The organism is Nonomuraea sp. NPDC004186, from assembly GCF_053603495.1.
On the sequence record NZ_JBSGFQ010000030.1, the window covers coordinates 78656 to 104267 of the forward strand.

At 70.2% G+C, this 25612-nt stretch carries 28 protein-coding genes; 23 read left to right on the top strand and 5 right to left on the bottom strand.

Going from position 1 to position 25612, the window contains the following annotated elements; translation table 11 throughout:
- The first annotated feature begins 1 nt into the window (after position 1).
- The 9 genes from ACWEPL_RS24505 to ACWEPL_RS24545 all read left to right on the top strand — a co-directional run bounded on the left by ACWEPL_RS24505 (position 2) and on the right by ACWEPL_RS24545 (position 7198).
- Complete coding sequence (locus ACWEPL_RS24505) at positions 2 to 1165, top strand: acetoin utilization protein AcuC (RefSeq protein ID WP_452437533.1); 1164 nt, start codon at positions 2 to 4, stop codon at positions 1163 to 1165.
- Positions 1166 to 1177: 12 nt separating this feature from the next.
- The gene (locus tag ACWEPL_RS24510) at positions 1178 to 1960 is read left to right on the top strand and encodes a phosphatase (protein ID WP_449910634.1); all 783 of its coding nucleotides are present in this window, start codon (positions 1178 to 1180) and stop codon (positions 1958 to 1960) included.
- A gap of 312 nt (positions 1961 to 2272) precedes the next feature.
- Positions 2273 to 2476, top strand: coding sequence for a helix-turn-helix domain-containing protein (locus ACWEPL_RS24515; RefSeq protein ID WP_026214222.1), 204 nt, complete (start codon positions 2273 to 2275; stop codon positions 2474 to 2476).
- Between the two features lie 184 nt (positions 2477 to 2660).
- Positions 2661 to 2759, top strand: coding sequence for a 30S ribosomal protein bS22 (locus ACWEPL_RS24520; RefSeq protein WP_018654693.1), 99 nt, complete (start codon positions 2661 to 2663; stop codon positions 2757 to 2759).
- Positions 2760 to 2781: 22 nt separating this feature from the next.
- Complete coding sequence (locus tag ACWEPL_RS24525; protein WP_350739765.1) at positions 2782 to 3777, top strand: NAD-dependent epimerase/dehydratase family protein; 996 nt, start codon at positions 2782 to 2784, stop codon at positions 3775 to 3777.
- Entirely contained in the window at positions 3774 to 4676 is a 903-nt protein-coding gene (locus ACWEPL_RS24530; protein WP_363976785.1) for a lysophospholipid acyltransferase family protein, read from the top strand. The genes ACWEPL_RS24525 and ACWEPL_RS24530 overlap by 4 nt, the downstream gene beginning before the upstream one ends.
- A 70-nt stretch (positions 4677 to 4746) precedes the next feature.
- On the top strand, positions 4747 to 5541 hold the full coding sequence (locus ACWEPL_RS24535; protein WP_452437534.1) for an SDR family NAD(P)-dependent oxidoreductase: 795 nt from the start codon (positions 4747 to 4749) through the stop codon (positions 5539 to 5541).
- Positions 5542 to 5600: 59 nt separating this feature from the next.
- Positions 5601 to 6179 carry an RNA polymerase sigma factor gene (locus ACWEPL_RS24540; protein ID WP_185069958.1) on the top strand — a complete coding sequence of 193 codons (579 nt, stop codon included), beginning with the start codon at positions 5601 to 5603 and terminating at the stop codon, positions 6177 to 6179.
- Between the two features lie 2 nt (positions 6180 to 6181).
- Entirely contained in the window at positions 6182 to 7198 is a 1017-nt protein-coding gene (locus ACWEPL_RS24545) for an LCP family protein (protein ID WP_363976778.1), read from the top strand.
- Positions 7199 to 7214: 16 nt separating this feature from the next.
- Here the strand turns inward: ACWEPL_RS24545 and ACWEPL_RS24550 are convergent, their stop codons facing one another.
- The 3 genes from ACWEPL_RS24550 to ACWEPL_RS24560 are packed head-to-tail and all read right to left on the bottom strand — an operon-like array spanning position 7215 to position 9439.
- Complete coding sequence (locus ACWEPL_RS24550) at positions 7215 to 8090, bottom strand: HAD family hydrolase (RefSeq protein ID WP_350739774.1); 876 nt, start codon at positions 8088 to 8090, stop codon at positions 7215 to 7217.
- Positions 8091 to 8108: 18 nt separating this feature from the next.
- Entirely contained in the window at positions 8109 to 8741 is a 633-nt protein-coding gene (locus ACWEPL_RS24555; protein ID WP_363976775.1) for a DUF5667 domain-containing protein, read from the bottom strand.
- Between the two features lie 59 nt (positions 8742 to 8800).
- Complete coding sequence (locus ACWEPL_RS24560; protein WP_350739779.1) at positions 8801 to 9439, bottom strand: sigma-70 family RNA polymerase sigma factor; 639 nt, start codon at positions 9437 to 9439, stop codon at positions 8801 to 8803.
- A 178-nt stretch (positions 9440 to 9617) separates the two neighbouring features.
- Here ACWEPL_RS24560 and ACWEPL_RS24565 point away from each other — a divergent pair, with 178 nt between their 5' ends.
- Positions 9618 to 11093 carry a putative quinol monooxygenase gene (locus tag ACWEPL_RS24565; protein WP_363976772.1) on the top strand — a complete coding sequence of 492 codons (1476 nt, stop codon included), beginning with the start codon at positions 9618 to 9620 and terminating at the stop codon, positions 11091 to 11093.
- On the opposite strand, the gene ACWEPL_RS24570 is transcribed toward ACWEPL_RS24565, so the two are convergent.
- Positions 11083 to 11319, bottom strand: coding sequence for a glutaredoxin family protein (locus ACWEPL_RS24570; protein WP_192789467.1), 237 nt, complete (start codon positions 11317 to 11319; stop codon positions 11083 to 11085). The two genes, ACWEPL_RS24565 and ACWEPL_RS24570, sit on opposite strands and share 11 nt — an antisense overlap.
- Before the next feature lie 115 nt (positions 11320 to 11434).
- Here ACWEPL_RS24570 and ACWEPL_RS24575 point away from each other — a divergent pair, with 115 nt between their 5' ends.
- The 7 genes from ACWEPL_RS24575 to hemL all read left to right on the top strand — a co-directional run bounded on the left by ACWEPL_RS24575 (position 11435) and on the right by hemL (position 19091).
- Positions 11435 to 12112, top strand: a complete 678-nt coding sequence (locus tag ACWEPL_RS24575) for a redox-sensing transcriptional repressor Rex (RefSeq protein ID WP_350739785.1) — start codon at positions 11435 to 11437, stop codon at positions 12110 to 12112.
- The gene (locus ACWEPL_RS24580) at positions 12109 to 13365 is read left to right on the top strand and encodes a glutamyl-tRNA reductase (RefSeq protein WP_350739787.1); all 1257 of its coding nucleotides are present in this window, start codon (positions 12109 to 12111) and stop codon (positions 13363 to 13365) included. The genes ACWEPL_RS24575 and ACWEPL_RS24580 overlap by 4 nt, the downstream gene beginning before the upstream one ends.
- Complete coding sequence (gene hemC, locus ACWEPL_RS24585) at positions 13365 to 14276, top strand: hydroxymethylbilane synthase (protein ID WP_363976767.1); 912 nt, start codon at positions 13365 to 13367, stop codon at positions 14274 to 14276. The genes ACWEPL_RS24580 and hemC overlap by 1 nt, the downstream gene beginning before the upstream one ends.
- Positions 14273 to 15817 carry a bifunctional uroporphyrinogen-III C-methyltransferase/uroporphyrinogen-III synthase gene (locus ACWEPL_RS24590; protein ID WP_350739792.1) on the top strand — a complete coding sequence of 515 codons (1545 nt, stop codon included), beginning with the start codon at positions 14273 to 14275 and terminating at the stop codon, positions 15815 to 15817. The genes hemC and ACWEPL_RS24590 overlap by 4 nt, the downstream gene beginning before the upstream one ends.
- A 39-nt stretch (positions 15818 to 15856) precedes the next feature.
- A complete protein-coding gene (hemB, locus tag ACWEPL_RS24595; RefSeq protein WP_452437535.1) occupies positions 15857 to 16840 on the top strand; it encodes a porphobilinogen synthase in 984 nt (327 codons plus the stop codon).
- Between the two features lie 271 nt (positions 16841 to 17111).
- A complete protein-coding gene (locus ACWEPL_RS24600) occupies positions 17112 to 17741 on the top strand; it encodes a bifunctional DNA primase/polymerase (RefSeq protein ID WP_364253611.1) in 630 nt (209 codons plus the stop codon).
- Between the two features lie 60 nt (positions 17742 to 17801).
- A complete protein-coding gene (gene hemL / locus ACWEPL_RS24605) occupies positions 17802 to 19091 on the top strand; it encodes a glutamate-1-semialdehyde 2,1-aminomutase (protein ID WP_363976758.1) in 1290 nt (429 codons plus the stop codon).
- On the opposite strand, the gene ACWEPL_RS24610 is transcribed toward hemL, so the two are convergent.
- On the bottom strand, positions 19088 to 19948 hold the full coding sequence (locus ACWEPL_RS24610) for an EamA family transporter (RefSeq protein ID WP_452437536.1): 861 nt from the start codon (positions 19946 to 19948) through the stop codon (positions 19088 to 19090). The two genes, hemL and ACWEPL_RS24610, sit on opposite strands and share 4 nt — an antisense overlap.
- A 184-nt stretch (positions 19949 to 20132) precedes the next feature.
- On the opposite strand from ACWEPL_RS24610, the gene ACWEPL_RS24615 reads away from it, so the two are divergent.
- The 6 genes from ACWEPL_RS24615 (at position 20133) to ccsB (ending at position 25607) form a co-directional block, all read left to right on the top strand.
- Positions 20133 to 21053, top strand: a complete 921-nt coding sequence (locus ACWEPL_RS24615; RefSeq protein WP_363976752.1) for a LysR family transcriptional regulator — start codon at positions 20133 to 20135, stop codon at positions 21051 to 21053.
- Positions 21054 to 21107: 54 nt separating this feature from the next.
- Positions 21108 to 21746 (top strand): histidine phosphatase family protein, encoded by a 639-nt coding sequence (locus ACWEPL_RS24620; protein ID WP_363976749.1) that lies wholly within the window; start codon positions 21108 to 21110, stop codon positions 21744 to 21746.
- Positions 21747 to 21817: 71 nt separating this feature from the next.
- On the top strand, positions 21818 to 22384 hold the full coding sequence (locus tag ACWEPL_RS24625; RefSeq protein ID WP_452437537.1) for a TlpA family protein disulfide reductase: 567 nt from the start codon (positions 21818 to 21820) through the stop codon (positions 22382 to 22384).
- On the top strand, positions 22377 to 23099 hold the full coding sequence (locus ACWEPL_RS24630; protein ID WP_350739815.1) for a cytochrome c biogenesis CcdA family protein: 723 nt from the start codon (positions 22377 to 22379) through the stop codon (positions 23097 to 23099). The genes ACWEPL_RS24625 and ACWEPL_RS24630 overlap by 8 nt, the downstream gene beginning before the upstream one ends.
- Positions 23099 to 24661: a cytochrome c biogenesis protein ResB gene (gene resB, locus ACWEPL_RS24635; protein ID WP_363976744.1), complete on the top strand. Its 1563-nt coding sequence runs from the start codon at positions 23099 to 23101 to the stop codon at positions 24659 to 24661. The genes ACWEPL_RS24630 and resB overlap by 1 nt, the downstream gene beginning before the upstream one ends.
- Positions 24651 to 25607, top strand: a complete 957-nt coding sequence (gene ccsB / locus ACWEPL_RS24640; protein WP_363976742.1) for a c-type cytochrome biogenesis protein CcsB — start codon at positions 24651 to 24653, stop codon at positions 25605 to 25607. Before resB ends, ccsB begins: the two co-directional genes overlap by 11 nt.
- The last annotated feature ends 5 nt before the right edge of the window (positions 25608 to 25612 follow it).

Consider the following 25612-nt stretch of genomic DNA (forward strand, 5'->3'; position numbering starts at 1 on the left):
GATGAGCCGGTCGGCGCGGGTGATCTGGGACGACGCTCTCACCTCCTACAACTTCGGCCCGAGCCATCCGCTCGCCCCCGTGCGCGTCGAGCTGACCATGGCGCTCGCCCGCGCGCTCGGCGTGCTCGACAAGGTCGAGATGGCCGGCTGCGAGCCCGCGACGGACGCCGAGCTGGCCATGGTCCACACGAGCGACTACATCGAGGCCGTCAAGCGCGTGTCCGCCTCCGGGCGGCCCGACCTGGGCGCCGGGCTCGGCACGCCGGACAACCCCGCGTTCCAGGGCGTGCACGACGCCTCCGCGCTGATCGCCGGCGCCTCGCTGGCCGCCGCCCGCGCGGTCTGGGAGGGCTCGGCCGAGCACGCCGTCAACGTCGCCGGCGGCCTCCACCACGCGATGCCCTCCACCGCGAGCGGCTTCTGCGTCTACAACGATCCCGCGCTGGCCATCGCCTGGCTGCTGAGGCAGGGGGCCGGCCGCATCGCGTACGTGGACGTGGACGTCCACCACGGCGACGGTGTCCAGGCAGCCTTCTACGACGACCCCAGGGTCCTGACGATCAGCCTGCACGAGAGCCCGCGCACGCTGTTCCCCGGCACCGGCTTCCCGGAGGAGACCGGCGCGGAGGGCACGTCCGTCAACGTCGCGCTCCCCGCTGGGACCGGCGACTCGGGGTGGCTGCGGGCCTTCCACGCGGTCGTGCCGCCGCTGCTGCACGAGTTCAGGCCGGAGATCCTGGTCACCCAGCACGGCTGCGACAGCCACGCGCTCGACCCCCTGGCCAACCTGATGCTCAGCGTCGACGGCCAGCGGGCCGCGTACGCCGCCCTGCACCACCTGGCCCACGAGACGGCCGGCGGCCGGTGGATCGCCACCGGCGGCGGCGGTTACGAGCTGGTGCAGGTGGTGCCGCGGGCGTGGACCCATCTCATCGCCGAGCTGGCGGGTCACCCGGTCGATCCGGCCACCCCGACGAGCGAGAGCTGGCGCCAGTTCGTCAGGGAACGTACGGGCGAGACGCCGCCGCTCACGATGACGGATGGCCGCACTCCGGAATTTCGTGACATCTCTGGTGGTTATGACCCAGCGGACCCCATTGACCGTGCTGTCATGGCGACCCGACATGCGGTGTTCCCCCTGCACGGCCTCGATCCAATGCCCTAACGAGGAAGTGCTGTGCTTAGCCGCGACCAACTACGAGAGCACCTTGTCCAGACTCGAATAGCCGGCGACGTCGCGACCCCCCGAGAGAACAACCTCGACCACTACAGTTCGCTCGCCAACGGCGACCCGCACTACAAGCTGGGCCTGACCTTCGACCAGCCGTGGTCGTACCGCGACATCCTGGCGCTGATGGCCAAGTCGGCCGGCGTGGTCTCCGACCCCGACCACCGCTGGGGCCAGGACACCATCGACCCCGACCTGGTGATCGACGCGCTCGACGACATGGCCGAGTCCATCGCCGCCGTGCTGTCGCGGGAGAACCCGCGCGTCCTGCTCGCCACCGGGCACCCGACCGGGCTGCTCGCCGTGCACCTGCCGCTGGCGCGGCTCTGCGCCGAGCGCGGGGCCGAACTGCTCGCGCCGGGCGAGGGATGGTCGTACTCCGGGCCCAATTTCGGGCGTCGGCGGAAGATCCGCTATTTGCAGGACGTCGCCATGCTCGACGACCGGGGCGCGTTCGTGCACACCCACGACGCCACGCCCATGTGTCACATGATCGACGAGCTCGGCGGGGAGCTTCCCGACCTCGTGATCGCCGACCACGGCTGGGCGGGAGCGGCGGGAGAGGCCGGTGCGCACACAGTGGCGTTCGCCGACAGCAACGACCCCGGACTCTTCCTCGGCGAGGCCGAAGGAAAGATTGACGTGGTCGTCCCGCTCGATGACAATGTGCTACCGCGCTTTTACGCTCCGCTGACGGAGCGGATCGTCACTCAGGTCTCACGAGCCCTTTGAGTCGAATTCGGCCCTCCCGATACCGTCTTTTCGCGCCTGCATTCCAAGAGGCTCGCTGTCCCTTTGCCAACTTTTGATGGGGCTCCGGCGACTCTTATGTGTGGCAACTTGGACAGTTCCAACGTCCAGGTGAGGTGCTCTGCCCGGCTGCTCACCAGCGATTTCGCTGGTTCGGCTGACAGGCGGCTCCGGCGACTGAGAAACTAGGGGGTTTGCGCACCCGGAGTCCCGACTTACGCTGACGGCAGTACACGTGCGTGAGCAATGGCACCAGTGGGGATAACCCGGAAACACGTGCGGAAGAGGCGTCCGATGGGTGCAGGCGAAAGACCTCTCAGTGAGGTGAAGTTCCTGACCGTCGCGGAAGTGGCGACGGTCATGAGGGTGTCCAAGATGACGGTGTACCGGCTCGTCCACTCTGGCGAGTTGCCGGCCATCCGTGTCGGCCGGTCGTTCAGGGTGCCTGAGCAGGCGGTACACGACTATCTGCGGGAGGCCTACATCGAGGCAGGCTGAAGTAGCGACGTGACCCGTCATGTCGTGAATGTCGTGAAAGCTGTCCCGGGAGGGGCCCGGCCGCCGGAAGGCGCGACCGGGCTCTCACCCCCCGGTGGGGCGATCCACCGTCGATCGCCGGTAGTCTGTGAGCCGGTGTGCGCTCGCACTCCGGTCAGACTTGCTATCAGTACCTGGGGGTCCCGTGGGCTCTGTGATCAAGAAGCGCCGCAAGCGGATGGCTAAGAAGAAGCACCGCAAGCTGCTCAAGAAGACGCGCATCCAGCGGCGTAACAAGAAGTAACTTACGCAGCTGCGAGGCGCTGATGACCCACACCGTGCTGGTCACCGGGGTCTCGCGCCATATCGGCGCCCGGGTGGCGAGCATTCTCTCGTCCGACCCGGACATCAGCCGCGTCATAGGAGTTGACACCGTGCCGCCCCCCTGGCTTACACGGGACGGCGGCATCTCTCTCGGCCGGACTGAGTTCGTTCGGGTGGATTTGCGCAGCCCTGACATCGCTCAGGTGATCGCGGCTGCCGACATCGACACTGTTGTGCACATGAGCCTGGTCAGCGCTCCGTCGAGGAGCGGTGGCAGGGCCGCCATGAAAGAGCACAACGTGATAGGCACCATGCAACTGCTCGGTGCCTGCCAGCGGTCGGCGACCGTGCGGCGCGTGGTGGTCCGCTCCACCACCGCCGTCTACGGCTCGTCGCCGCGGGATCCCGCGGTGTTCACCGAGGACCTGGAGCCCCACGACGGCCCCACCCACGGCTACGCCAAGGACGCGGTCGAGGTCGAGGGCTACGTCCGGGGCTTCGCCCGGCGACGTCCCGACGTGACGGTGTCGATGCTGCGCTTTGCCAACTTCATGGGTCCCGGCGTCGACTCGCCGCTGACTCGTTACTTCTCCCAGCCGGTGCTGCCGACCGTGTTCGGCTTCGACCCGCGACTGCAGTTCATCCACGAGGACGACGCGGTCGAGGTGTTGCGCCGGATGGCGACGGAAGAGCACCCCGGCACGTTCAACGTGGCCGGGGCAGGCGTGCTGCTGCTGTCGCAGTGCGCCAGGCGGGCGGGCCGGCCTTCGATGCCGCTGCCCTCGCCCGCGTTCAAGGTGCTGGGCAACGCCGTACGCAGGATCGGGCTGGTCGAATACTCGCCCGAGCAGGTCAGGCTGATGTGCCACGGGCGCGCGGTCGACACCTCCGCGCTGGAGGCGGCGCTCGGATGGAAGCCCAAGTTCACGACCGGGGCGGCGTTCGACGACTTCTTGCGCTCGCACGGCCTGCACCCGCTCGGAGGTGTGCGGAGTTGAGCGTTCCCCAGGAACAACAGGACGCCGTGGTGATCCCGATCAGCGCGGCGCCGTCGTTCGAGGAGCCCGATCGGGTGGCCAGGCTGCTGGCCTTCCTGCGCAGGCGCGTCGACGGCGACTACGAGGTCGACGAGTTCGGCTACGATGCCGAGCTGACCGACAAGGTGGTCCTGGAGCTGATCAGGCCGCTCTACACCGACTGGTTCCGGGTGGAGACGGTCGAGCTGAAGAACATCCCCGACGAGGGCGGGGCGCTGGTCGTCGCCAACCACTCGGGCACGCTGCCGGTCGACGCGCTGATGCTGCAGGTGGCCCTGCACGACGAGGCCGCCCGGCCGCTGCGGCTGCTCGGGGCCGACCTGGTCTACCAGCTCCCGGTGCTCAGCCACCTGGCCCGCAAGACCGGCCACACGCTGGCCTGCCCCGAGGACGCCGACCGGCTGCTGCGCAAGGGTGAGCTGGTCGGGGTGTTCCCCGAGGGCTTCAAGGGCGTCGGCAAGGCGTTCGGCGACCGCTACCGGCTGCAGCGGTTCGGCCGCGGCGGCTTCGTGGCCTCGGCCATCCGCGCGGGGGTGCCGATCGTGCCCACCGCGATCGTCGGGGCCGAGGAGATCTATCCCAAGGTCGGCGATCTGAAGTTCCTGGCCAGGATGCTCGGGCTGCCCTACCTGCCGATCACACCGTTCTTCCCGCTGCTCGGGCCGCTCGGGCTGGTGCCGCTGCCGTCCAAGTGGATGATCGAGTTCGGCGAGCCGATCCGCACCGACGAGTACGACCCGTCCGCGGCCGACGACCCGATGGTGGTCTTCAACCTCACCGACCACGTTCGCGAGGTCATCCAGCAGATGCTCAACGAGCTGCGATTGCGCCGAGGACACGCCTTCCCGCCCTTCGTGTGAAACCTGCGGGGTGCCTCCGGTGTTCTACGGGCGACAAAGACAAATTCGCCAAAACATCGGGAGGAATCCCATGGATCTTCAGCTTTCCGGCCGCGTCGCCGTCGTCACGGGCGCGTCCAAGGGCATCGGACTGGCCGTGGCCACCACCCTGGCCGAGGAGGGCGCCCACGTCGTGGCGGCCTCGCGGACCCGTACGGACGAGTGGCCCGACAAGGTCGTGCACGTGCCCGTGGACCTGATGGACCCCGAGTCGCCCGCGCGGGTCGTGGCGCGGGCCGTGGAGGAGTTCGGCGGGGTGGACATCCTGGTCAACAACGCCGGCGGCCCGCCGCCCGGGGCGACGCTGCCGCGTGCCGGGTTCCTGACGCCCTCCGACGAGGACTGGGCGGCCATGTTCGAGTTCAACCTGTTCGCGGTCGTACGCATGATCCGGGCGGCCCTGCCCGTCATGCTGGAGCGGGGCGGCGGCTCGATCGTCAACGTCTCCTCCACCATGAGCAGGCAGGCCGGCCCCGTGAACGTCGACTACGGCGCCGCCAAGGCGGCCGTCAACCAGCTCACCAAGTCCCTCTCGGAGGAGTACGGGCCCCAGGGTGTCAGGGTCAACACGGTGATGCCCGGCGCGGTGCTGACGGACTGGTGGACCAAGGAGGGCGGCGCGGCCGAGGTCTTCGCGGGCATGGCGGGCTCCGACAAGGAGAGCGTGATCAACGAGGTCGCGCCCGCCTCGATGAAGATGGTCACGGGGCGGCTCGTCCACCCGCAGGAGATCGCCGACGCGGTCGCCCTGCTCGCGTCGCCACGCTCCGGCAGCACGACTGGCGCCGAGTTCGTGATCGACGGGGGTCAGCTCAAGGAGCTGTGAACCCTCTGGGCGGGTTGTGGCAAGACATCCGTGACCGATCCCCCCAAAGAAGGGCGGAGATGATCACGCAACCCGCCACCAGGGGTGCGGATGCGGAGCTCGTGAGCGCCTCGTGGACCGAACCCGAGGCGTTCGCCGAGCTCTTCGACCGCTACTCCGCGATGCTCTACCGGTACGTCTCCAAACGCCTCGGCCCAGAGCCGGCCGAGGACCTCGTCGGCGAGACGTTCCTGGTCGCATTCTCACGCAGGAAGAGCTACGACCTGGCGTACCCGGACGCCCGGCCGTGGCTCTTCGGCATCCTCACCAAGCTCATCTCCCGGCACCACCGCAAGGAGGCGGCCCGTTACCGGGCCCTCCTGCGCGCCCCTGTCGACTCCGACGTGGAGTCGCCCGCGGACCGGGTGGCCGCCGGGGTCACCGCCCAGGCCGTCCGCGCCGAGCTGGCCGGGGCCCTCGCGGCACTGCCCGCCAAGGACCGGGACGTGCTGCTGCTCATCGCCTGGGGCGATCTCACGTACGAGGAGGTCGGGCGGGCGCTCGGCATCCCCATCGGGACCGTGCGCTCCCGCCTCAACAGGGGCAGGCGGAAGGTGCGGGCCGCACTCGGCGACACCAACCCCATGGAGGAGGAGTGACGATGGACGACCTGAAGCTGCTCCGGGACCTCGGGGAGGAGATCGGGCACGAGCCGCCCGCGACGCTCGTCCGCCAGCGCGACCGCCTGCTGCGCGCGCGTCCCCGCCGCCGGTGGGGCGGCTGGTGGACGGCGGGGCTGGTCGCGGTGGCCACGGCGAGCGCCGTCGCCGTGCCCGCCGTGCTCGTCAGCGGCCGGCACACGGCCGCGCCGCCCGCCGGTTCGCAGGCCGTGGACATGAGCGGCACGCGGAACGTGCTGGTGATCGGCTCCGACACCCGCGTGGGCGACGGCAACGCCGAGTACGGCCCCATGCTGGCCAGACAGGACGGCGGTGGCGGCAAGCGGTCCGACACCATCATGATCGTCAACGTTCCGGCCGACCGCGGCCGCGCCACCGTCGTCAGCGTCCCGCGCGACTCGATGGTCCAGATCCCGCGCTGCGACTCGTCGCCCGCGAGGTTCGGCATGATCAACTCCGCGTACGACACCGGCGGGGCGGGCTGTCTCAAGCGCACGCTGGAGTCTCTGACCGGGCTGCGGATCCAGCACTCGGTGGAGGTGGACTTCTCAGGCTTCAAGGGCATGGTGGACGCGCTGGGGGGCGTCGAGGTCACGCTGCCCAAGGCCGTGGACGACAAGGCGTCGAAGCTAAAGCTGTCGGCCGGCAAGCACCTGCTGAACGGGGAGGCCGCGCTGGGCTACGTGCGCCTGCGGCACTACGGCGACGGGTCGGACGTCCAGCGGATGAAGCGGCAGCAGACCCTCGTGCTGGCGATGCTGAAGAAGGCCAGGTCGGGGTTGTCCTCGCCCGAGCGGCTCAAGCCGTTCCTGGAGATGGTGCGCAGGTCGGTCAAGACCGATCTGAACCTGGAGTCGATGTACGAGCTGGCCACCGAGCTGTCGGGCACCAAGCTGGACTTCACGACGGTCCCGTGGGAGCCGCATCCGGAGGACAGGAACCGCCTGCAGTGGAAACAACCGGAGGCCGAAAAGCTCTTCAAACGCCTCAGAGGGTGACGACTCGCCGTAACGGCTAGATCGAGTTGCGGTAGTGGCGGCGGAGGGCGATGCCGGCGGCGATGCCGCCGGCTATGGCGCCCACGCCGGCCGCGATGGGCAGGGCCGTCAGGGTGGCCTTGCGGCCGGTGCGGAAGTCCTTGATGGGCCAGTCGTGCTTCCTGGCGTGCTCCCGCAGCTCGCTGTCCGGGTTGATGGCTACCGCCGAGCCCACCAGCGACAGCATCGGCAGGTCGTTGGCCGAGTCGCTGTAGGCCGTGCAGCGGGTCAGGTCGAGCCCTTCGCGGCGGGCCAGGGCCCGCACCGCCTCCGCCTTGGCGGGACCGTGCAGGAGGTCGCCCACCAGGCGTCCCGTGTAGATCCCGTCACGGGTCTCCGCGACCGTGCCGAGGGCGCCGGTCAGGCCGAGCCGCTGCGCGATGACGCGGGCCAGCTCCACGGGGGTGGCGGTGACGAGCCAGACACGCTGGCCCGCGTCCAGGTGGCTCTGGGCGAGGGAACGGGTGCCGCCCCAGATGCGGTCGGCCATGACCTCGTCGTAGATCTCCTCGCCGAGGCGTACGACGTCGTCGACCTTGGCCCCCGCCACGAACGCCAGCGCCGTCTCCCTGGCGACCGCGATGTGCTCGGGGTTCTCGTTGCCGCGCAGCCTGAACACGGCCTGCCCGACCGCGAACTTCATCAGGTCGGACGTCGTGAACATGCCCCGCGTCGCCAGCCCCCTGGCGAAGTGGTAGATCGAGGCCCCGCGCATCATCGTGTTGTCGACGTCGAAGAACGCCGCCGCCTGCAGGTCCGGCTCGACCGGGGCGACGGTGGCCGCCGCCTGCGCCGCGGCCTCGCCGGCGGCCTCGGGCGCCATCTCGTGTCGTCGTCGAATTAGCCGCCACATGGCGCTCAGCTTACTTTCCTAGTCAGGCGCGACCAGACCCTCGATGTAGTCAAGGTATCCCTCCGCCTGGGCAAGTTGTGAGTCGTCGAGCTGCGTGAGTATCGGCCCGACCACCTTCTTCTGGTCGCGGGCGAAGGTCTTGATCTTAGGGGAGCGCGGCTCCGCCCGCTCCAGTCTGCTGATGCCCGAGCGCGTCGACTCCTCCATGTCCTTCAGCGTCCTGCCGACCAGCGGGCCGCCCTCGGCCGAGCCGAGCAGGGTGGCGACCTCCCTGGCCCGGGTCTTGGCCGAGTCGAGCTCGCGTTCGCCGCGTTCGGCGTCGTCGCTGCTGAGGCGTACGAGCGTGCTCTCCGCGGCGCGCTTGAGCGGGTAGAGGGAGTCTCCCGGCACCGACTGGTACGTGGCGAAGGAGGAGATCATCAAGGCCGCCGCCAGCCCCAGCGTGGCCAGCTGCGACAGCAGCGGCCGCCGGCGCGCCGGACGGCGGTGGGCGGGTGCCTCCGGCTCGGGCGCTTCCAGGAGCGCGCCGGACAGGATCTCCGCGCGCAGCCGCTCGCGGAAGGCGGGCTCGGGCATGCCCCCGAGCGGCAGGCTGCGCAGCTCCGCGAGGTGCTCGAGCACGAGCTCCCGCTCCCTGCGCGCCCTACCCATGACAGCTCCCTGACGGATCCGGCAGTGACATCTGAACAACGAGATGCGGATGGGGGAAGTTACGCCAGATCGTGCTTAAGTGCCCTGGCCAGCGCCCGGACGGCGCGGAACTGCAGCGCTTTGATCGCTCCACTCTTCTTCCCCATGATCAGCGCGGTTTCCGCGAGCGAGAGGCCGTGCAAAAAGCGCAGGACCACACACTCCTGCTGCTCGGGATTGAGATCTCGTACGGCACGCAGCACCCTGTCGTTGATGATCGCGTTGACCACGGCGTTCTCAGGGATGTGCGAGCCGTCGAGCGGTACGTCGATGATCTCGCCCGTCGGGATCTCCAGCCGGTAGCGGCCGGATTTGAAGTGGTCGGTGACCAGATTTCTGGCGATGGTCACGAGCCACGCGCCGAAGTCGCGTCCCTGCCACGTGAAGTCGCCGATCCTGCGCAGCGCGCGCAGGAAGGTCTCGCTGGTGAGGTCCTCGGCTAATTGGTGCGATCCCACCCGGAAGTAGATGTAGCGGTAGACGAGATCCACATACCGGTCGTAGAGCGTGCCAAAGGAATCGGTGCAGCCACTTTTGGCATGCAGCACCAGCGTGCGAATGTCGTCGGGCACTTCTTCGCGCACGGCGGGCTCGCCCGTCCGGGCAGGCACAGCGACCGTTGGCGCAAGCAGCCCGGCGAACGGTGACGAGTCAGGCATCCGGTATCCCTAGGGGTAAGGGGTGCGGCGTGCTCGAACACTCTAGAAATCAACCGGAAATTCCACAATCCACAGCATGCTGGCATGACTAGGCGTAATCGGCAGATACCGTGTCTCCCGACCCGTTCCCTCTTCGGCTACCGGTCTGGGAGGTTCGTCCGGCAGCATTGGAGTCATCATGGAGATCCTCGTTGCCGTCATAGCTTTCGCCGGTGCGCTCCTGGCCGCGATCGCGGTGGGCGCCCTGATTCAACGACTTCGCGACGAGCCTGAGGGGTGGTTGATCGCCTGGACCGTTGCAGTCGTGTCTCTTTGCCTGTCACTGGCCGTGATCGGCATCGGCTACGTCTTCGGGTTCGGCTCGGTCACGTTCCGGATCTACCAGATCACGGGATCGCTGCTGGCGCCGCTCTGGCTGGCCGTCGGCATGGTCCAGTTGCTGGCGGAGAAGGCGCCGCCGAGGTTCCTCGCATGGCTGATCGGCATCGCCCTGACGATCGTGTCGGTGGCCATCCTCATCTTCGACCCGCTCAAGAGCGAGGAGATGGGCAAGTCGCTGCCGACGGCCGCCAACTTCTGGGCGATCATCCCCGACAAGCTGCTGCTCGGCGTGCACGTCGTCGCCGTCCTGATCATGCTCGGCATGCTCGTCGTGGCGGGGATCAAGTGGCGCCAGGGTGACGAATACGACACCGACAACCTGCACGCGTCGGCGGTCATCGTCCCCTCGGGGATGGCGCTCGTGGGCGCGATGAGGTTCACGGTGCCGGCGCTGTTCACCACGGCGCTGCTCGCCGTCGCCGCGGCGGCCGTCTGGTACACCGTGCTGCGGCCCCTGGCGCCGTACGAGGACGACGACGAGGACGATTTCGACTCCGACCGCGACGAGCGCCCTTCGCGCCGGGACGATCGCTCTCAGCGTCGCGAGGAGCGCGCGCAGCACCACGACGAGCGCCCCATGTTCCGCGACGAGGCGCCCATGCAGCCCCCGCCGGGCCCCAGAGGCATGCCTGAGCCCGTTCCCGGCGGTCCCGGGCTCCCGCCCTCCCCACCGCGCAGGTCGTCGGGCCTGGGCGATCTGGTGGCCGAATACCGCGCGGGCGACCAGGGGGTCGACTACGCCGCGCGCATGTCCCCGCCGCCCGACTCGGGGCCCTCGACCGGCTACATCATGAACGGTGCGCCGCCCGCCGCGCAGGCGCCGCCCCAGCGCCCCGACTTCGCGATGCCGGGGACCGGCGCGGTCTACCCGGGCGCCGAGCTGTTCTCGCCCGCGCCGCAACACCAACAGCAGCAGCAACAGCAGCCCGGCTCCGGCAAGCCCTCACCGACCATCTACGGCCTGCTCACCGTCTTCACGATCATGGACGGGGCCGGGGAGGCGTTCGACCGGCTGGCCGAGGCGACCGTCGAGGCCGTGCGCCGGGGCGAGCCCGACACGCTCGTGTACGCCTGCCACGCGGTCAAGTCGGCCCCCCTGCAGCGCATCGTCTACGAGCTCTACCGCGACGAGGTCGCCTACCGCGACCACCAGCGCCAGCCTCACGTCGAGAGGTTCGTCAACGAGCGGCAGGCGATGGTTCTGGCCACCAACGTCATCGAGCTCAACGTCAACGCCGCGAAGGTGGTGCCGCTCCCGACGGTCACGTACTGAGGGCCGCCCGCAGCCGGGTCTCGTCGACCCGCCAGAAGTCGTGCTGCACGCCGTCGATCAGCGTGACCGGGATCATCTCCCAGTACTTCTCCTGAAGCTCCTCGGAGGACTCGATGCTGATCTCCTCCCACGGCACCCCGAGCTCGCCCGCCACCTTGGCGATGATCTCTCGCGCGTCCTCACACAGGTGACAGCCGGGCTTCCCGAGCAACGTGATGCGATGCATAGGCACACGCTACCGCCGCGACTTTGTGCATCGGTTCACAAAGGGATTAACCTGAAAGACGGTTCGATTCCGTTCACGCGGTCCCCACACCGCCCGTCCCCTGGAGCTCCGGCACGTGAAGAGCCCGTCCCAGCCCCGTGACCGCGGCATACCCGAGGCGACGGTCGCCAGGCTTCCGTTGTACCTCCGGGCGCTGCACGGGATGGCCGAGCGGGGCATCGCGACCGTCAGCTCCGAGGACCTGGCCGTCGCCGCCGGCGTCAACTCGGCCAAGCTCCGCAAGGATCTGTCACACCTCGGCTCGTACGGCACGCGCGGCGTAGGCTATGACGTCGAGTACCTCGTCTACCAGATCTCCCGCGAGCTCGGCCTGACGCAAGACTGGGCGGTCGCGATCGTCGGAGTCGGTAACCTCGGCCGCGCGCTGGCCAACTACGGCGGTTTCGTCTCCAGGGGCTTCCGCGTCGCGGCGCTCGTGGACGCCGACCCCGGAGTCGTGGGCGACACCATCGCGGGGTTGAATGTTGAGCACATCGACGAACTGGAAGCCGTCATCAAGCGGCGTGGAGTCTCGATCGTGGTTCTGGCGACACCGGCGGCAGCGGCGCAGGAAGTGTGCGATCGTGTGATTTCCGTGGGCGTGACCAGCATCCTGAACTTCGCCCCAGTTGTGCTTTCCGTCCCGGACGGCGTCGATGTCCGTAAAGTCGACCTATCTATCGAACTGCAGATTCTCGCGTTCCACGAGCAACGCAAGGCTGGGGGGCCACTCATGGCGGTGGACAGTCAATGAGTGTTCTGGCTATCGGACTCAGCCACCGGACCGCTCCGGTGGCGCTTTTGGAGCGCGTCTCGATCACGGGTGACGCGCTCGCCAAACTCCTGTACGACGTGCAGCAGGATCCCTGCGTCGCGGAGGCCATGGTGGTCTCGACCTGCAACAGGGTCGAGGTCTACGTCACGGTCGACCGCTTCCACGCCGCCGTCACCGCCGTCAGCGGCCTGCTCGGCGTCCACTCGGGCGTCCCGGTCGAGGAGCTGACGCCGCACCTCTACGTGCACTACGAGGAGCGGGCCGTCGAGCACCTGTTCTCCATGGTGTGCGGGCTCGACTCCATGGTCCTGGGCGAGGGCCAGATCCTCGGCCAGGTCCGCCAGGCGCTCAAGCTGGCGCAGCGCCACGGCACCGTCGGCGCCACCCTCAACGAGCTGGTCCAGCAGGCGCTGCGGGTCGGCAAGCGGGCGCACCACGAGACCGGCATCGACAAGGCGGGCGCCTCCCTCGTCTCCGCCGGCCTGGCCCTGGCGGGCGACCTGGCCGGGCGGCGGGCGCTGGTGGTCGGGGCGGGCTCCATGAGCTCGCTGGCCGCCGCCACGCTGGCGCGCGCCGGGGTCACCGACATCGTGGTGGCCAACCGTACGTACGAGCGCGGCGCGCGGCTGGCCGAGTCCGTCGGCGGCCGGGCGGTGGGCTTCGCCGCCGTGGCCGACGAGCTGGCCGGGGCCGACATCGTCATCACCTGCACGGGCGCCGGGCGCCACGTCATCACGCCCGACATGCTGAGCCGGCCGGCGTTCCTGCTGGACCTGGCGCTGCCGCACGACATCGACCCGGGCGTGCGGGCCGTCCCCGGCGTTACGCTGGTGGATCTGGAGACCATCCAGGAGTCCGGGATCGGCTCCCGCGGCGGCGACGCCGTCGAGTCCGTCCGCGCGCTCGTGGCCGAGGAGCTCCGCGCCTACCTCGACGCGGAGCGGGCCGCCAAGGTCACCCCGACCGTGGTGGCGCTGCGCAGCAAGGCGGCGAGCGTGGTCGAGTCGGAGCTCGGCCGCCTGCTCATGCGGGTGCCCGACCTCGACGAGAAGGCGCGCGACGAGGTCGCCATGACCGTGCAGCGGGTCGTCGACAAGCTGCTCCACGAGCCCACGGTGCGTGTCAAGCAACTCGCCACCTGCCCAGGCGGCGATCATTATGCGGAAGCGCTGCGTGAGCTGTTCAATCTCGATCCGAAGATGCCCGAGGCCGTGAGGGAGGTGGAGCTGTGATGTCGGGAGCTCTGCGGCTGGGGACGCGCCGGAGCCTGATGGCCACCACGCAGTCCCAGATGGTGGCCGACGACTACACGCGGCTCACCGGGCGCGCGGTCGAACTGGTGGGTGTCACGACGTTCGGCGACGTGACCAAGGCCCACCTCGCGCAGCTCGGCGGCACGGGCGTGTTCGTCAGCGCGCTGCGCGACAAGCTCATGGAGGACGAGGTCGACTTCGCCGTCCACTCGCTGAAGGACCTGCCGACCAAGCAGGACCCGCGCTTCACGCTGGCGGCGATCCCGGCCCGGCACGACCACCGCGACGCGCTGGTCGGCCCGCGCAAGTTCGCCGACCTGGCGCCCGGCGCCCGGGTCGGCACCGGATCGCCGCGCCGGGTCGCCATGCTGAGCGCGCTCCGGCCCGACCTGGAGTACGTCCCGATCCGCGGCAACGCCGACACGCGTATCGGCAAGGTAACCTCAGGTGAGCTCGACGCGGTCGTGCTGGCCTCGGCCGGCCTGACCAGGATCGGCCGTGACGCCGAAATCGCACAGATCTTCGAGGTGGAGGAGTTGCTGCCGGCTCCCGGTCAGGGCGCGCTGGCCGTGGAGTGCAGGTCCGACAGGGCCGACCTCATCGAGTTCCTGAGTGTTCTCGACGACCCGCGCACGCGCTCCGCGGTGACCGCCGAGCGAGCCGTACTGGCGGCTCTCGAGGCTGGTTGCGCCGCTCCGGTGGGTGCTTTCGCGGCCGATGACGGGCACACTCTGAACCTGACCGCCGTGGTCGTCGCCATCGACGGCCGCGAGGCGGTCCGCAAGTCCGCCGCCGGATCTCCTTCGGAGGCCGCGAACCTGGGCCGCCTCCTGGCGGCCGAGATGATCGCCGAAGGAGCCGACAGATTGATGGGGGAGCATTCCCATTGAGCTCCGATAGTCCAACCTCCGGATTCGTCGCCTTCGTGGGCGCGGGACCCGGCGATCCCAACCTGCTCACGCTCCGCGCCGCCGAGCTGCTCGCCAAGGCCGACGCCGTGGTGCTCGGCGACGAAGAACACCGCCCGTTGCTGCGCCACTGCCGCGAAGGCGTCGAGGTCGTCGAGGACGACCTGGTCAAGCGGGCCAAGCACGGGCAGCTCGTGGTGCGCCTGTGCGAGGGCGACCCGATGCTGTTCTCCTCGATCACCGAGGAGGTCGCGGCCTGCGCCGCGGCGGAGGTGGACTTCGAGATCGTTCCCGGCGTGCCGCCCGCGACCGCCGTCCTCACCTACGCGGGCATCCCGGCCGCGAGCGCCGTCCCCGAGTTCCGGGTCGTGGACGCCGCGCAGGACCAGGACTGGGCCGCGCACGCCGCCTGCCGCGGCACCCTGGTGATCTACAACGGCATCGGCGACGCCGTGGCCATCGGCAAGGCGCTCATCGCGGGCGGCAAGCCCGACACCACGCCCGTCGCGGTCAGCAGCGGCGGCACCACCACCGAGCAGTACACCGTCGTGTCCTCGCTCGGCCGGCTCCAGCCCGACCTCAAGCACGCCGGGTTCACCGAGCCGGCGCTCATCGTGGTCGGCGAGGCCGTGGGGCTGCGTGACAAGCTGTCGTGGTTCGAGACCAAGCCGCTGTTCGGCTGGCGGGTGCTGGTGCCTCGCACCAAGGAGCAGTCGCGCAGCCTGTCCGAGCAGCTCGTCGCGTACGGCGCGGTGCCCGAGGAGGTGCCGACCATCTCGGTCGAGCCGCCCCGCACGCCGCAGCAGATGGACCGCGCCATCAAGGGGCTCGTCACGGGCCGCTACGAGTGGGTGGCCTTCACCAGCGCCAACGCGGTCAAGGCGGTGCGCGAGAAGTTCGAGGAGTACGGCCTCGACGCGCGGGCCTTCGCCGGGCTCAAGGTGGCGGCCGTGGGCGAGGCGACCGCGCAGGCCCTGGTCGAGTTCGGGGTCAAGCCCGACCTGCTGCCGTCGGGGGAGCAGTCCTCCGAGGGGCTGGTGGCCGAGTGGCCGCCGTACGACTCGATGCTCGACCCGATCAACCGGGTGCTGCTGCCGCGGGCCGACATCTCCACCGACACGCTGGTGGCCGGGCTCACCGAGCTGGGCTGGGAGTGCGACGACGTCACCGCGTACCGCACCGTGCGGGCCGCGCCGCCGCCCGCGCCCATCCGCGAGGCGATCAAGGGCGGCGGCTTCGACGCCGTGCTCTTCACGTCCTCGTCCACCGTGCGCAACCTGGTGGGCATCGCGGGCAAGCCGCACAACGTCACGGTGATCGCCGTCATCGGGCCGCAGACGGCCAAGACGGCCGAGGAGTTCGGGCTCCGGGTCGACGTGATGGCCGACAAGCCGTCGGCCTCCGCCCTGGCCGCCGCGGTGGCCGAATACGGGGCCAAGCAGCGCCAGGCGGCGCTGGCGGCGGGCGACACCCCGCGCCGGCCGTCGCAGAACCGCCGGGGCGCCAGGAGAAGAGCCAGGTGAATTCTTAGTCTTCGCGTTCTCGCGATTGAGGAGTGGCGTATGACCGCGCAGTACCCTGTGGCCCGGCTGCGGCGGCTGCGTCGCAGCCCCGCCCTGCGCCGGATGGTGGCGGGCACCAGGTTGCACGCCGCCGACCTGATCCTGCCCGCCTTCGTCAAGGAGGGCCTCGCCGAGCCGCACCCCGTGGCCTCGATGCCGGGCGTCTTCCAGCACACCCGCGACTCGCTCCGCAAGGCCGCGCACGAGGCGGCGGAGGCGGGCGTCGGCGGGATCATCCTGTTCGGGATCCCCGCGGTGAAGGACGCGCGGGGCTCGGCCGCCGACGATCCCGACGGGATCCTGCAGGTGGCGCTGCGTGACGTGAACGCCGAGGTCGGCGACGCGGTCGTGGTCATGGCCGACACCTGCCTCGACGAGTTCACCGACAACGGGCACTGCGGGATCCTCACCCCGTCCGGTGACGTGGACAACGACGCCACGCTGGAGCGCTACGCCTCGATCGCGGTGGCCCAGGCCGCCGCGGGGTCGCAGATGGTGGCGCCGAGCGGGATGATGGACGGCCAGGTGGGGGCGATCCGCTCCGCCCTGGACGGGGCCGGTTATGAAAATGTCCCGATCTTGTCCTATTCGGTGAAGTACGCGTCCGCCTTCTTCGGGCCGTTCCGCGACGCCGCCGAGTGCGCGCCGCAGTTCGGCGACCGCAGCACCCACCAGCAGGACCCCGCCGGGCCGCTGGAGGAGGCGCTGCGCGAGGTCCGGCTCGACCTCGCCGAGGGCGCCGACGCCGTCATGGTCAAGCCGGCGGGGGCCTACCTCGACGTCATCACCCGCGTGCGTGGCGAGGTGGACGTCCCGGTGGCGGCATACCAGGTCAGCGGCGAGTACGCCATGATCGAGGCGGCCGCGGCCAACGGCTGGGTGGACCGGGACCGCATGATCACCGAATCGCTGGTCGCGATCAAGCGCGCCGGGGCCGACATGATCCTCACGTACTGGGCGACGGAAGTGGCGCGGCGCATCTGATCGTCGGGTTTCCGCTCGCGGGCCGCAATGGATGTCCTCGCTACGCTGCGGATCCATCGCGCATCTGATTGGCGAGCTTCCGCTCGCGTGCCGCGATGGATGTCCTCGCTACGCTGCGGATCCATCGCGGCTAACCAAGGGGTTTCCCGTCAACTCGTGGGGCGTGTGCGTTAGAGTGCGATGACAAGTGCTGGTGTGTCCCGCGTGGCGCGTATGGCTGCCCGGAGCCGGGACCTCTTCAGGCACTGTGGGGACTCGACGGGAGACACCAATGGTGGGGGTACCACTGGCTCGGCGTACCAGAAAACGGTCGCGGCCGACACGCATCGGCACCGTGCTCGAATACGCCGCCATGGGGTGGCCCGTCGTGCCGGGGGCTTATCCGCTGCGTCACGGGCCGCGCGCCTGCTCCTGCGACCGCCTCGGCTGTCCCGACCCGGGCGCCCATCCGCTCTCGCCCGCCTGGCACCTGCAGGCCACGACGGACACGGCGCTGCTGACGCGCTGGTGGCACGCCGAGCCCGAGGCCAACGTGATCCTGCCCACCGGACGCGTGTTCGACGTCTTCGACGTACCGCTCGCCATCGGCCTGTCGGCCCTCACCCGGATCGACAACGCCGGAGCACACCCGGGCCCGGTCGCCGCCAACGGCGACCGGGTCCTGTTTTATGTGGCCACGCGGGGCAATCCGGAGGACGAGGACGAGTGGTGGTCGTGCCAGCTCGACTGCGACCCCGCCACGATCGACGACACGCCGGGGCTGCGGTGGCACTGCCGCGACAGCTACGTCCTCGCGCCCCCCTCGACCCTCCCCACGGGGCAGCCCGTCTCCTGGCTCCGGCCCCCGAACGGGCAGCCGCTGCCCGACCCGCTGCGCATCCTGGAGTGGCTGGCCGACTGAGCACGGCCCTCGTGGTGCCCGCTCCGAAGGGCGCTGTGTGTCCCGGCTAACCTGGGTCGGGTGAGCCGTACACAGAACTCCGAGGACCTGTTCGCCCGCGCCCGCCGCATCGTGCCCGGGGGTGTCAACTCGCCGGTGCGCGCGTTCGGCGCGGTCGGCGGGACGCCGCGCTTCATGGTCTCCGGCCAGGGCCCCCACATCACCGACGTCGACGGCAACCGGTACGTCGACCTGGTGTGCTCCTGGGGCCCCATGATCCTCGGGCATCGGCACCCCGCGGTCGTCGAGGCCGTGTCGGGCGCGGTGGCCCACGGGTTCTCCTACGGCACCGCCACCCCCGGCGAGGTGGAGCTGGCCGAGGAGATCGTCGCCAGGGTGGCGCCGGTCGAGAAGGTGCGGCTGGTCAGCTCGGGCACCGAGGCGACGATGAGCGCGGTGCGGCTGGCCAGGGGGTTCACCGGGCGGTCGAAGGTGATCAAGTTCGCCGGGTGCTACCACGGGCACGTCGACGCGTTGCTGGCCGCGGCCGGGTCCGGGGTGGCGACGTTCGGGCTGCCCGACACGCCGGGCGTGACGGGGGCGTCGGCGGCGGACACGATCGTGCTGCCGTACAACTCCATCGAGGCCGTCGAGGCGGCCTTCGCGGAGGTCGAGGTCGCGTGCGTGATCACGGAGGCCTGCCCGGCGAACATGGGGATCGTCCCGCCCAAGGACGGGTTCAACGCGCGCCTGCGCGAGCTGTGCACGGCCCACGGCGCGCTGCTCATCGTCGACGAGGTGCTGACGGGGTTCCGCGTCTCGCCCGCGGGCTGGTACGGCCTGGAGCCGGTGGAGGCCGACCTGATGACGTTCGGGAAGGTCATGGGCGGCGGCCTGCCCGCCGCGGCCTTCGGGGGACGGGCCGAGGTGATGGCCCTGCTCGCGCCCGAGGGGCCCGTCTACCAGGCCGGGACGCTGTCCGGTAACCCGTTGGCCTGCGCCGCCGGCCTGGCCACGCTGCGCGCCCTGGACGCCGAGGCCTACGCGCGCGTGGACGCCGCGGCCCTCGCCGTCGGCGACGCGGCCTCCGAGGCGCTGTCCGCCGCCGGGGTGCCGCACCGGCTGCAGCGGGCTGGCAACCTGTTCTCGATCTTCTTCACGGACGCCGAGGTGACGAACTTCGCCGAGGCCAAGACGCAGAACACGGCCGCGTTCACCGCGTTCTTCCACGCGATGCTCGACCAGGGCGTCTATCTGCCGCCGTCGGCGTACGAGGCCTGGTTCCTGTCGGCCTCCCACGACGAGGAGGCGCTGAGCCGCGTGGCCGAGGCGCTGCCCGCGGCGGCGAAGGCGGCTGCCGCCGTGCTCTAAGGGGCGGTGACGAGTGCGCGGCGGGGCTTCGTGCCCGCGTACAGGACGCCCGAGATGACCAGGGCCGCCGCCACCAGCTTCGGCCAGGAGATCGGCTCGCCGGTCACCAGCGCCGCCGAAGACATGCCGAACACCGGCACCAGCAGCGTGTACGGCGCCACCGTGGAGGCGTCGTACCGGCGCAGGAGCCAGCCCCAGACGCCGAAGCCGCCGAGCGTGGAGACGAACGCCACGTACAGGAGCGAGAGCCAGCCCTCAGCGGCCGGGTCCAGCACCGGCACACCCTCCAGCCAGAGCGACAGGAGCAGGAGCGGGATCGCGGAGAAGGCGCTCACCCAGACCATGAAGCGGAACGAATCGGGCGGCGCGGCCTTGCGCTGAACCACGTTGCCGAGGCCCCAGGCGGCCGCTGCGGCCAGGCAGAGGGCGAAGGCCCCGAGCGGGCCCGACACCCCGAAGTCGAGCGCGACCAGGGCCAGGCCGCCGAAGGCGACGCCCAGCCCGAGCACGCGGCGGGCGGTGAGCCGCTCCTTGAGCAGCGTCACCGCGAACAACACGGTGAAGATCGCCTGCATCTGCAGGACGAGTGAGGTCAGTCCGGCCGGCATGCCCGCTCGCATGCCCACGAGCAGGAATCCGAACTGGCCGACCCCGATGGTGGCCGCCACCCCCGCGACCCAGCGCCACGGGACTCCCGGGCGGCCGGCGAACAGCAGGGCGGGGAACGCCGCCAGGGCGAACCTGATGCCCGCGTACAGCAGCGGCGGGAAGTGCCGCAGGCCGGCCTGCATGACCACGAAGTTGAAGCCCCACACGGCCGCGAGGCCGATGGCAAGGGCGAGGTGGCGGGGTCGCACTCAGCGAGCGGGCTTCTCGTAGCGGATGCGCTGGTCGCGAGCCTGCTCGGCCAGGACCTTGAGGTAGGACACGGAGCTCGGCTGCTGCTTCTTCGTCTTAAGGATTCTCATGCATCTATTTTCATCCGCTACACATTCAACGACAAGCGAGACTTTCTACGCTAAACCATTTAGGATGACTTACATGTTGGACTTGAACCGGCTCAAGGCCCTTCATGCGGTCCATGTCTACGGGTCGGTCGGCGCGGCCGCCGACGCGCTCATGGTCACGCCCTCGGCGGTCTCCCAGCAGATCGCCAAGCTGGAGCGCGAGACCGGCGCCAGACTCATGGAGCGCAACGGGCGCGGCGTGCGCCTCACGGACGCGGCAGGCCTCCTGGCCGAGCACGCCGAGCGCATCCTCGCCCTGGTCGAGACCGCCGAGGCGGACTTCGAGGCGCTGCGCGGCGAGGTCGTCGGCCGGCTGAACATCGCGGCCTTCCCCACCGCCGTGCGCGGCCTCATGCCCGGCGCGCTCGTCTCGCTCCGGGAGCGCCACCCCGACCTGTGGGTCCAGCTCAGCGAGCGCGAGCCGGAGCGGGTGGTGCGCGAGGTGTCCAGGGGCGAGCTGGACCTGGGCGTCATCCAGGACTGGCTCAACCGGCCCATGGCCCTGCCCGAAGGCCTGTCCAGGGCCACGCTGCTCGACGACGTGGCCGACATCGCGGTGCCCGCCGACCACCCGCTGGCCCACAGCAGGGAGCTGGAGCTCGCCCAGCTCCGCGACGACCGTTGGATCAGCGGGTCTCCCGGCACCGTCTGCCACGACTGGCTCGTCTTCACCCTGCGCAACGCCTCGGTGGAGCCCGTGATCGCGTGCATGGCCGACGAGTACCCGACCCAGCTCGCGCTGGTGGCGGGCGGGCTGGGGTGCGCGATCGTGCCGCGGCTCGGCCGGGACTGCGTGCCGGACGGCGTGCGGCTCGTGCCGATCATGCCGCGCCAGACGCGGCGGATCTACGCCGTGTGGCGCACGGACGCGGCGCGCCGTCCCGCGATCAGGGCCATGGTGGAGGCGCTGGCCGAGGCGAGCAGGAAGCAGGAGAACGCCTGGGCCGTCAACTGAGCCGCCGGGCCTCACGCTGCTCATAGAGGGGGAGCGGATAGGCTGGGCCACACCATGGCTGAAACCACCGTCGTCCACCTGCTGCGCCACGGCGAGGTGCACAATCCCGCCGGCGTCCTGTACGGCAGGCTCCCGGGCTACCACCTGTCCGAGACGGGAAAGCTCATGGCCGAGACGGTCGCCAAGGCCGTGGGCGGCCGTGACATCGTCGCCATCTACAGCTCCCCGCTCGAGCGCGCCCTCGAGACCGCCGCGCCCCTCGCCGAGAAGCTCGGTCTCGACGTCGTCCAGGACGAGCGCCTGATCGAGGCGGGCAACCTGCTCCAAGGCCGCCCGGTGGGCCAGGGTCTGGCGATCCTGCGCAACCCGCGCAACTACCGCTATTTCTGGAACCCGCTGCGCCCGTCCTGGGGTGAGCCGTACCCGTCGATCGTCAGGCGCATGAAGTCGGTGATCGACGACGCCAGGGCGGCCGCACGCGGGCACGAGGTGGTGCTCGTCAGCCACCAGCTCCCCATCTGGACGATCAGGTCGGCCGCCGAGGGCCGCCGGCTCTGGCACGATCCGCGGCGCAGGCAGTGCGCGCTGGCGAGCCTCACCACCCTCTCCTTCGACGGCGACCGCCTCGTCAGCATCGGCTACAGCGAGCCGGCGGGGTCGCTTCAGACCGGTCCGTCCGTTCCCGGGGCCTGATGTCCGGAGCGAGGGGGCTCGCCGGTAGAGTTGCAAGCTCTACCGGTTGTAGTACAAGGAGATCTTCCTCCGTGCGCGCCAAGTCCATCTCTCTCGTCCTCCTGGGTCTGCTGGTCGCGGGCTGCGCGGGCAACCAGGGCGGCCAGCCACTCGCCGGCGACACCCGTTTCGTCGCCGGCGACGGGAAGATGCAGGTGTTCGACGCGGCCGATCGCAAGGCCGCGCCCGCGATCCAGGGGCCGACCCTCGACGGCGCCACCGCCTCGCTGGCCGCGCACAAGGGCAAGGTCGTGGTGATCAACTTCTGGGCGTCGTGGTGCGGGCCGTGCCGGGCGGAGGCGCCGGTGCTCAAGGAGGTCGCGGCCAAGACCAAGGCCGGCGGCGTGGAGTTCATCGGCGTCGACTTCAAGGACCGCCAGGCCGACGCGCTGGCGTTCGAGCGCACCGAGAAGACCGGCTACCCGCACATCTTCGACCAGCCGGGCAAGGTGGCGCTGGCCTTCCAGGGCACGGTGCCGCCGGCGGCCATCCCGTCCACCCTGATCATCGACAAGCAGGGCAGGATCGCCGCCAGGGCGCTCGGCGCGGTCAAGTACACCGACCTGCTCAACACCGTGACCAAGGTGCGCGATGAGTGACGTCGTGGCCTCGGGCTCGCTGCTGCTCGCGGTGCCGATCGCGGTGCTGGCCGGGGTCGTGTCGTTCCTGTCGCCGTGCGTGCTGCCGCTGGTGCCGGGCTACCTGTCGTACGTGACCGGCATGAGCGCCGACCCCAAGCGGGGGCGGCTCGTGCTGGGGACGGTGCTGTTCGTGGCCGGGTTCGGGCTGGTGTTCGTGCTCAGCGGGGCGCTGTTCGGCGGGCTCGGCTCGGTCATGCTGGGCCACATCGAGATCATCACGCGGGTGCTCGGGGTGCTGACCATCCTGCTCGGGCTCGCGTTCCTGGGGCTCGTCCCCGGGCTGATGCGCGACGTGCGCATCCACAAGGTGCCCGCAGCGGGGCTGGCCGGGGCGCCGCTGCTCGGCGTGGTGTTCGGGCTGGGGTGGACGCCGTGCATCGGGCCCACGCTGGCCGTCGTGCTGGCGCTCGGGCTCAACGAGGGCAGCGCCGCGCGTGGCGCCCTCCTGGCCGTCGCGTACGCGCTGGGCCTCGGGCTGCCGTTCGTGGGTGCGGCGCTCGCGTACAGCAGGGCCCTGCGCACGTTCCGGGCCATCCGCAAGCACTCGCGCCTGATCACCAGGATCGGCGGCGGCATGATGGTGGCCGTCGGGGTGCTGCTCGTGACCGGGCTGTGGGGAGAGATGATCGCTGCCATGCAGGGCCTCATCGGCGGATTCGTACCGGTGATCTGATGAGCGTCAAGGAGCTGGAGGAGAGGGAGCGGGCGGCGCAGCAGGCGGGGTTCGGGCCGGTCGCCTGGCTGCGGTGGGGCTGGCGCACGCTCACCTCGATGAAGACGGCGCTGATCCTGCTCTTCCTGCTCGCGCTCGCCTCGGTGCCCGGCTCGCTGGTGCCGCAGCGCGGCGTCGATCCCGACAAGGTGGCGCAGCTCTACGAGAAGAGCCCCACGCTGGCCGAGTGGTACGACAGGTTCCAGCTCTTCGAGGTGTTCACCTCGGTCTGGTTCGCGGCGATCTACCTGCTGCTGTTCACCTCGCTGATCGGCTGCATCATCCCGCGCACCTCCACCTACCTGCGCGAGCTGCGCCGCAAGCCGCCTGCCGCGCCGAAGAACGTCTCCCGCCTGCCGCACTTCGCCTCTTTCGAGAGCGATCTGGAGGTCGGAGGGGCCGCCGCGCGGCTGCGCAAGCTGCGCTTCCGCGTCGTGACCGGCGACGGGTGGGTGTCGGCCGAGAAGGGCTTCCTGCGCGAGACCGGAAACCTGTTCTTCCACGTCGCCCTGCTGGGCATCCTGTTCGCGGTCGGCTTCGGCTCGCTGTTCGGCTACCGCGGCAACGTCCTGGTCGTCGAGGGCGACGGCTTCGCCAACACGGTGGCCGCCTACGACCGGTTCATCCCGGGCAACCAGGTCTCGGCCGAGTCGCTGGAGCCGTTCTCCTTCCAGCTGGAGGACTTCAAGGTCGCCTACCAGGTGACGGGCGAGAAGCGGGGCCAGGCGCTCGACTACACGGCCCGCCTGAAGGTCAACGACTCGCCGGGGTCGCCCGCCCGCGAGTACGACCTCAAGGTCAACGACCCGCTGGAGATCAACGGCACGCAGACGTACCTGATCGGCAACGGCTACGCCCCCGTCTTCAAGGTCACCGACGGCAAGGGGCAGGTCGCCTTCGAGGGCCCGGTGCCGTGCCTCATCGAGGCCAAGGGCACGATGACCTCGGGATGCGTGGTCAAGGTGCCCGACGCCGAGCCGGCGCAGCTCGGGTTCCTGCTGCAGTTCCTGCCCACCAGCGTGCCGCTCACGGACGGCACGTACGCCTCGGCCTTCCCCGGCTCTCTCAACCCCGAGGTGCAGCTCGTCGGGGCCTTCACCGGCGACCTGGGGCTGCGCTCCGGCCAGCCGCGGTCGGTGTACGAGCTCGCGCCGCCCGAGCTCATGAAGAAGCTCACCCCGCTGATCATGGGCAAGAGCGTGCCCAAGCCGCTCGCCGTCGGCCAGTCCATCGACCTGCCCAAGGGGGCGGGCAAGCTGGAGTTCACCGGGGTCAAGGAGTGGATCACGCTCCAGACGGCCTACGACCCCGGTCGCATGCCGGTGCTGGTCTTCGCCGCCACGGCCGTCGTCTCCATCGCGCTGTCCCTGATGATCCGCCGCCGCCGGGTGTTCGTGCGGATCGGGAACGGCGTGGTCGAGGTGGGCGGCCTGACCCGTACTGAAGGCTCCGCGGCGGGCTTCGCCGAGGAGTTCGCCGACATCGTCAAGGTTCTAGCCGCAGGAGAAAAGGATGTCCGCTGAGCAACTCGCGGAGCTGAGCGACCTTTTCGTCGTCGCCGCCGTTCTGCTCTACTTCCTCGCCATGGTCGGGTTCGCGATCGAGCTCGCCTTCGGCAGGTCCCGGCCGGACAAGGCGGCCGCCGTCGAGCGGTCCGAGGTCAAGCAGCCGGTCGCGGTCGGAGCGGGTGGGGGGCCTTCAGCCGACGGCGTGGTCGCCGCCACCCCGGAGGCCAAGGAGCCGTCAGATGGGGGAACCAGGGCCGGCAAGGTGGCCCTGGTGCTCGCCTGGATCGGCTGGGCGGCCAACTTCGCCGCCATCGCCACCCGCGGCATGTCCGTGGACCGGTGGCCGTGGGGCAACATGTACGAGTTCGTGGTGGCCATCTGCTTCGCCGCCGTGACCGCGTTCCTCGGCACCCAGATCCGCTTCAACGTACGCTTCCTCGGCGCCTTCGTGATGATCACGGCGGCCCTCGGGCTCGGCCTGGCGGTCAAGTTCTTCTACACGGCGGCCGGGCCTGTGGTGCCCGCGCTGGACTCGTACTGGATCGCCATCCACGTCACCGCCGCCATCATCGCCAGCGGCCTGTTCACGCTGGCCGGCGTCGCCGGGGTCCTCTACCTGGTGCGCGGTGACGGGCTGTCACGCCTGCCCTCGCGGGCCGACCTGGAGCGGGTGGCGCACCGGGCGATCGTGTTCTCGTTCCCGCTGTGGACGTTCGCGGTGATCGCGGGGGCGCTCTGGGCCGACCGGGCGTGGGGCCGCTACTGGGGCTGGGACCCCAAGGAGGTCTGGTCGTTCATCACCTGGGTGGCCTACGCCGCCTACCTGCACGCCAAGGTGACGGCCGGATGGCGGGGCAGGGCCGCGACGATCGTGCAGCTGGTGGCGTTCGCCTGCCTGATGTTCAACCTGATCGGCGTCAACATCTTCATCAGCGGCCTGCACAGCTACGCCGACGTCTGATCGGC

Coding starts and splice junctions, on each gene's coding strand:
- ACWEPL_RS24515 (WP_026214222.1), top strand. CDS start 2,273: ATGGGTGCAGGCGAAAGACCTCTCAGTGAGGTGAAGTTCCTGACCGTC.
- ACWEPL_RS24540 (WP_185069958.1), top strand. CDS start 5,601: ATGATCACGCAACCCGCCACCAGGGGTGCGGATGCGGAGCTCGTGAGC.
- ACWEPL_RS24505 (WP_452437533.1), top strand. CDS start 2: ATGAGCCGGTCGGCGCGGGTGATCTGGGACGACGCTCTCACCTCCTAC.
- ACWEPL_RS24570 (WP_192789467.1), bottom strand. CDS start 11,319: ATGCATCGCATCACGTTGCTCGGGAAGCCCGGCTGTCACCTGTGTGAG.
- ACWEPL_RS24545 (WP_363976778.1), top strand. CDS start 6,182: ATGGACGACCTGAAGCTGCTCCGGGACCTCGGGGAGGAGATCGGGCAC.
- ACWEPL_RS24600 (WP_364253611.1), top strand. CDS start 17,112: ATGGTGGGGGTACCACTGGCTCGGCGTACCAGAAAACGGTCGCGGCCG.
- ACWEPL_RS24615 (WP_363976752.1), top strand. CDS start 20,133: ATGTTGGACTTGAACCGGCTCAAGGCCCTTCATGCGGTCCATGTCTAC.
- ACWEPL_RS24555 (WP_363976775.1), bottom strand. CDS start 8,741: ATGGGTAGGGCGCGCAGGGAGCGGGAGCTCGTGCTCGAGCACCTCGCG.
- ccsB (WP_363976742.1), top strand. CDS start 24,651: ATGTCCGCTGAGCAACTCGCGGAGCTGAGCGACCTTTTCGTCGTCGCC.
- ACWEPL_RS24580 (WP_350739787.1), top strand. CDS start 12,109: ATGAGTGTTCTGGCTATCGGACTCAGCCACCGGACCGCTCCGGTGGCG.
- ACWEPL_RS24620 (WP_363976749.1), top strand. CDS start 21,108: ATGGCTGAAACCACCGTCGTCCACCTGCTGCGCCACGGCGAGGTGCAC.
- ACWEPL_RS24565 (WP_363976772.1), top strand. CDS start 9,618: ATGGAGATCCTCGTTGCCGTCATAGCTTTCGCCGGTGCGCTCCTGGCC.
- ACWEPL_RS24550 (WP_350739774.1), bottom strand. CDS start 8,090: ATGTGGCGGCTAATTCGACGACGACACGAGATGGCGCCCGAGGCCGCC.
- ACWEPL_RS24560 (WP_350739779.1), bottom strand. CDS start 9,439: ATGCCTGACTCGTCACCGTTCGCCGGGCTGCTTGCGCCAACGGTCGCT.
- hemB (WP_452437535.1), top strand. CDS start 15,857: ATGACCGCGCAGTACCCTGTGGCCCGGCTGCGGCGGCTGCGTCGCAGC.
- ACWEPL_RS24535 (WP_452437534.1), top strand. CDS start 4,747: ATGGATCTTCAGCTTTCCGGCCGCGTCGCCGTCGTCACGGGCGCGTCC.
- resB (WP_363976744.1), top strand. CDS start 23,099: ATGAGCGTCAAGGAGCTGGAGGAGAGGGAGCGGGCGGCGCAGCAGGCG.
- ACWEPL_RS24525 (WP_350739765.1), top strand. CDS start 2,782: ATGACCCACACCGTGCTGGTCACCGGGGTCTCGCGCCATATCGGCGCC.
- ACWEPL_RS24630 (WP_350739815.1), top strand. CDS start 22,377: ATGAGTGACGTCGTGGCCTCGGGCTCGCTGCTGCTCGCGGTGCCGATC.
- hemC (WP_363976767.1), top strand. CDS start 13,365: ATGTCGGGAGCTCTGCGGCTGGGGACGCGCCGGAGCCTGATGGCCACC.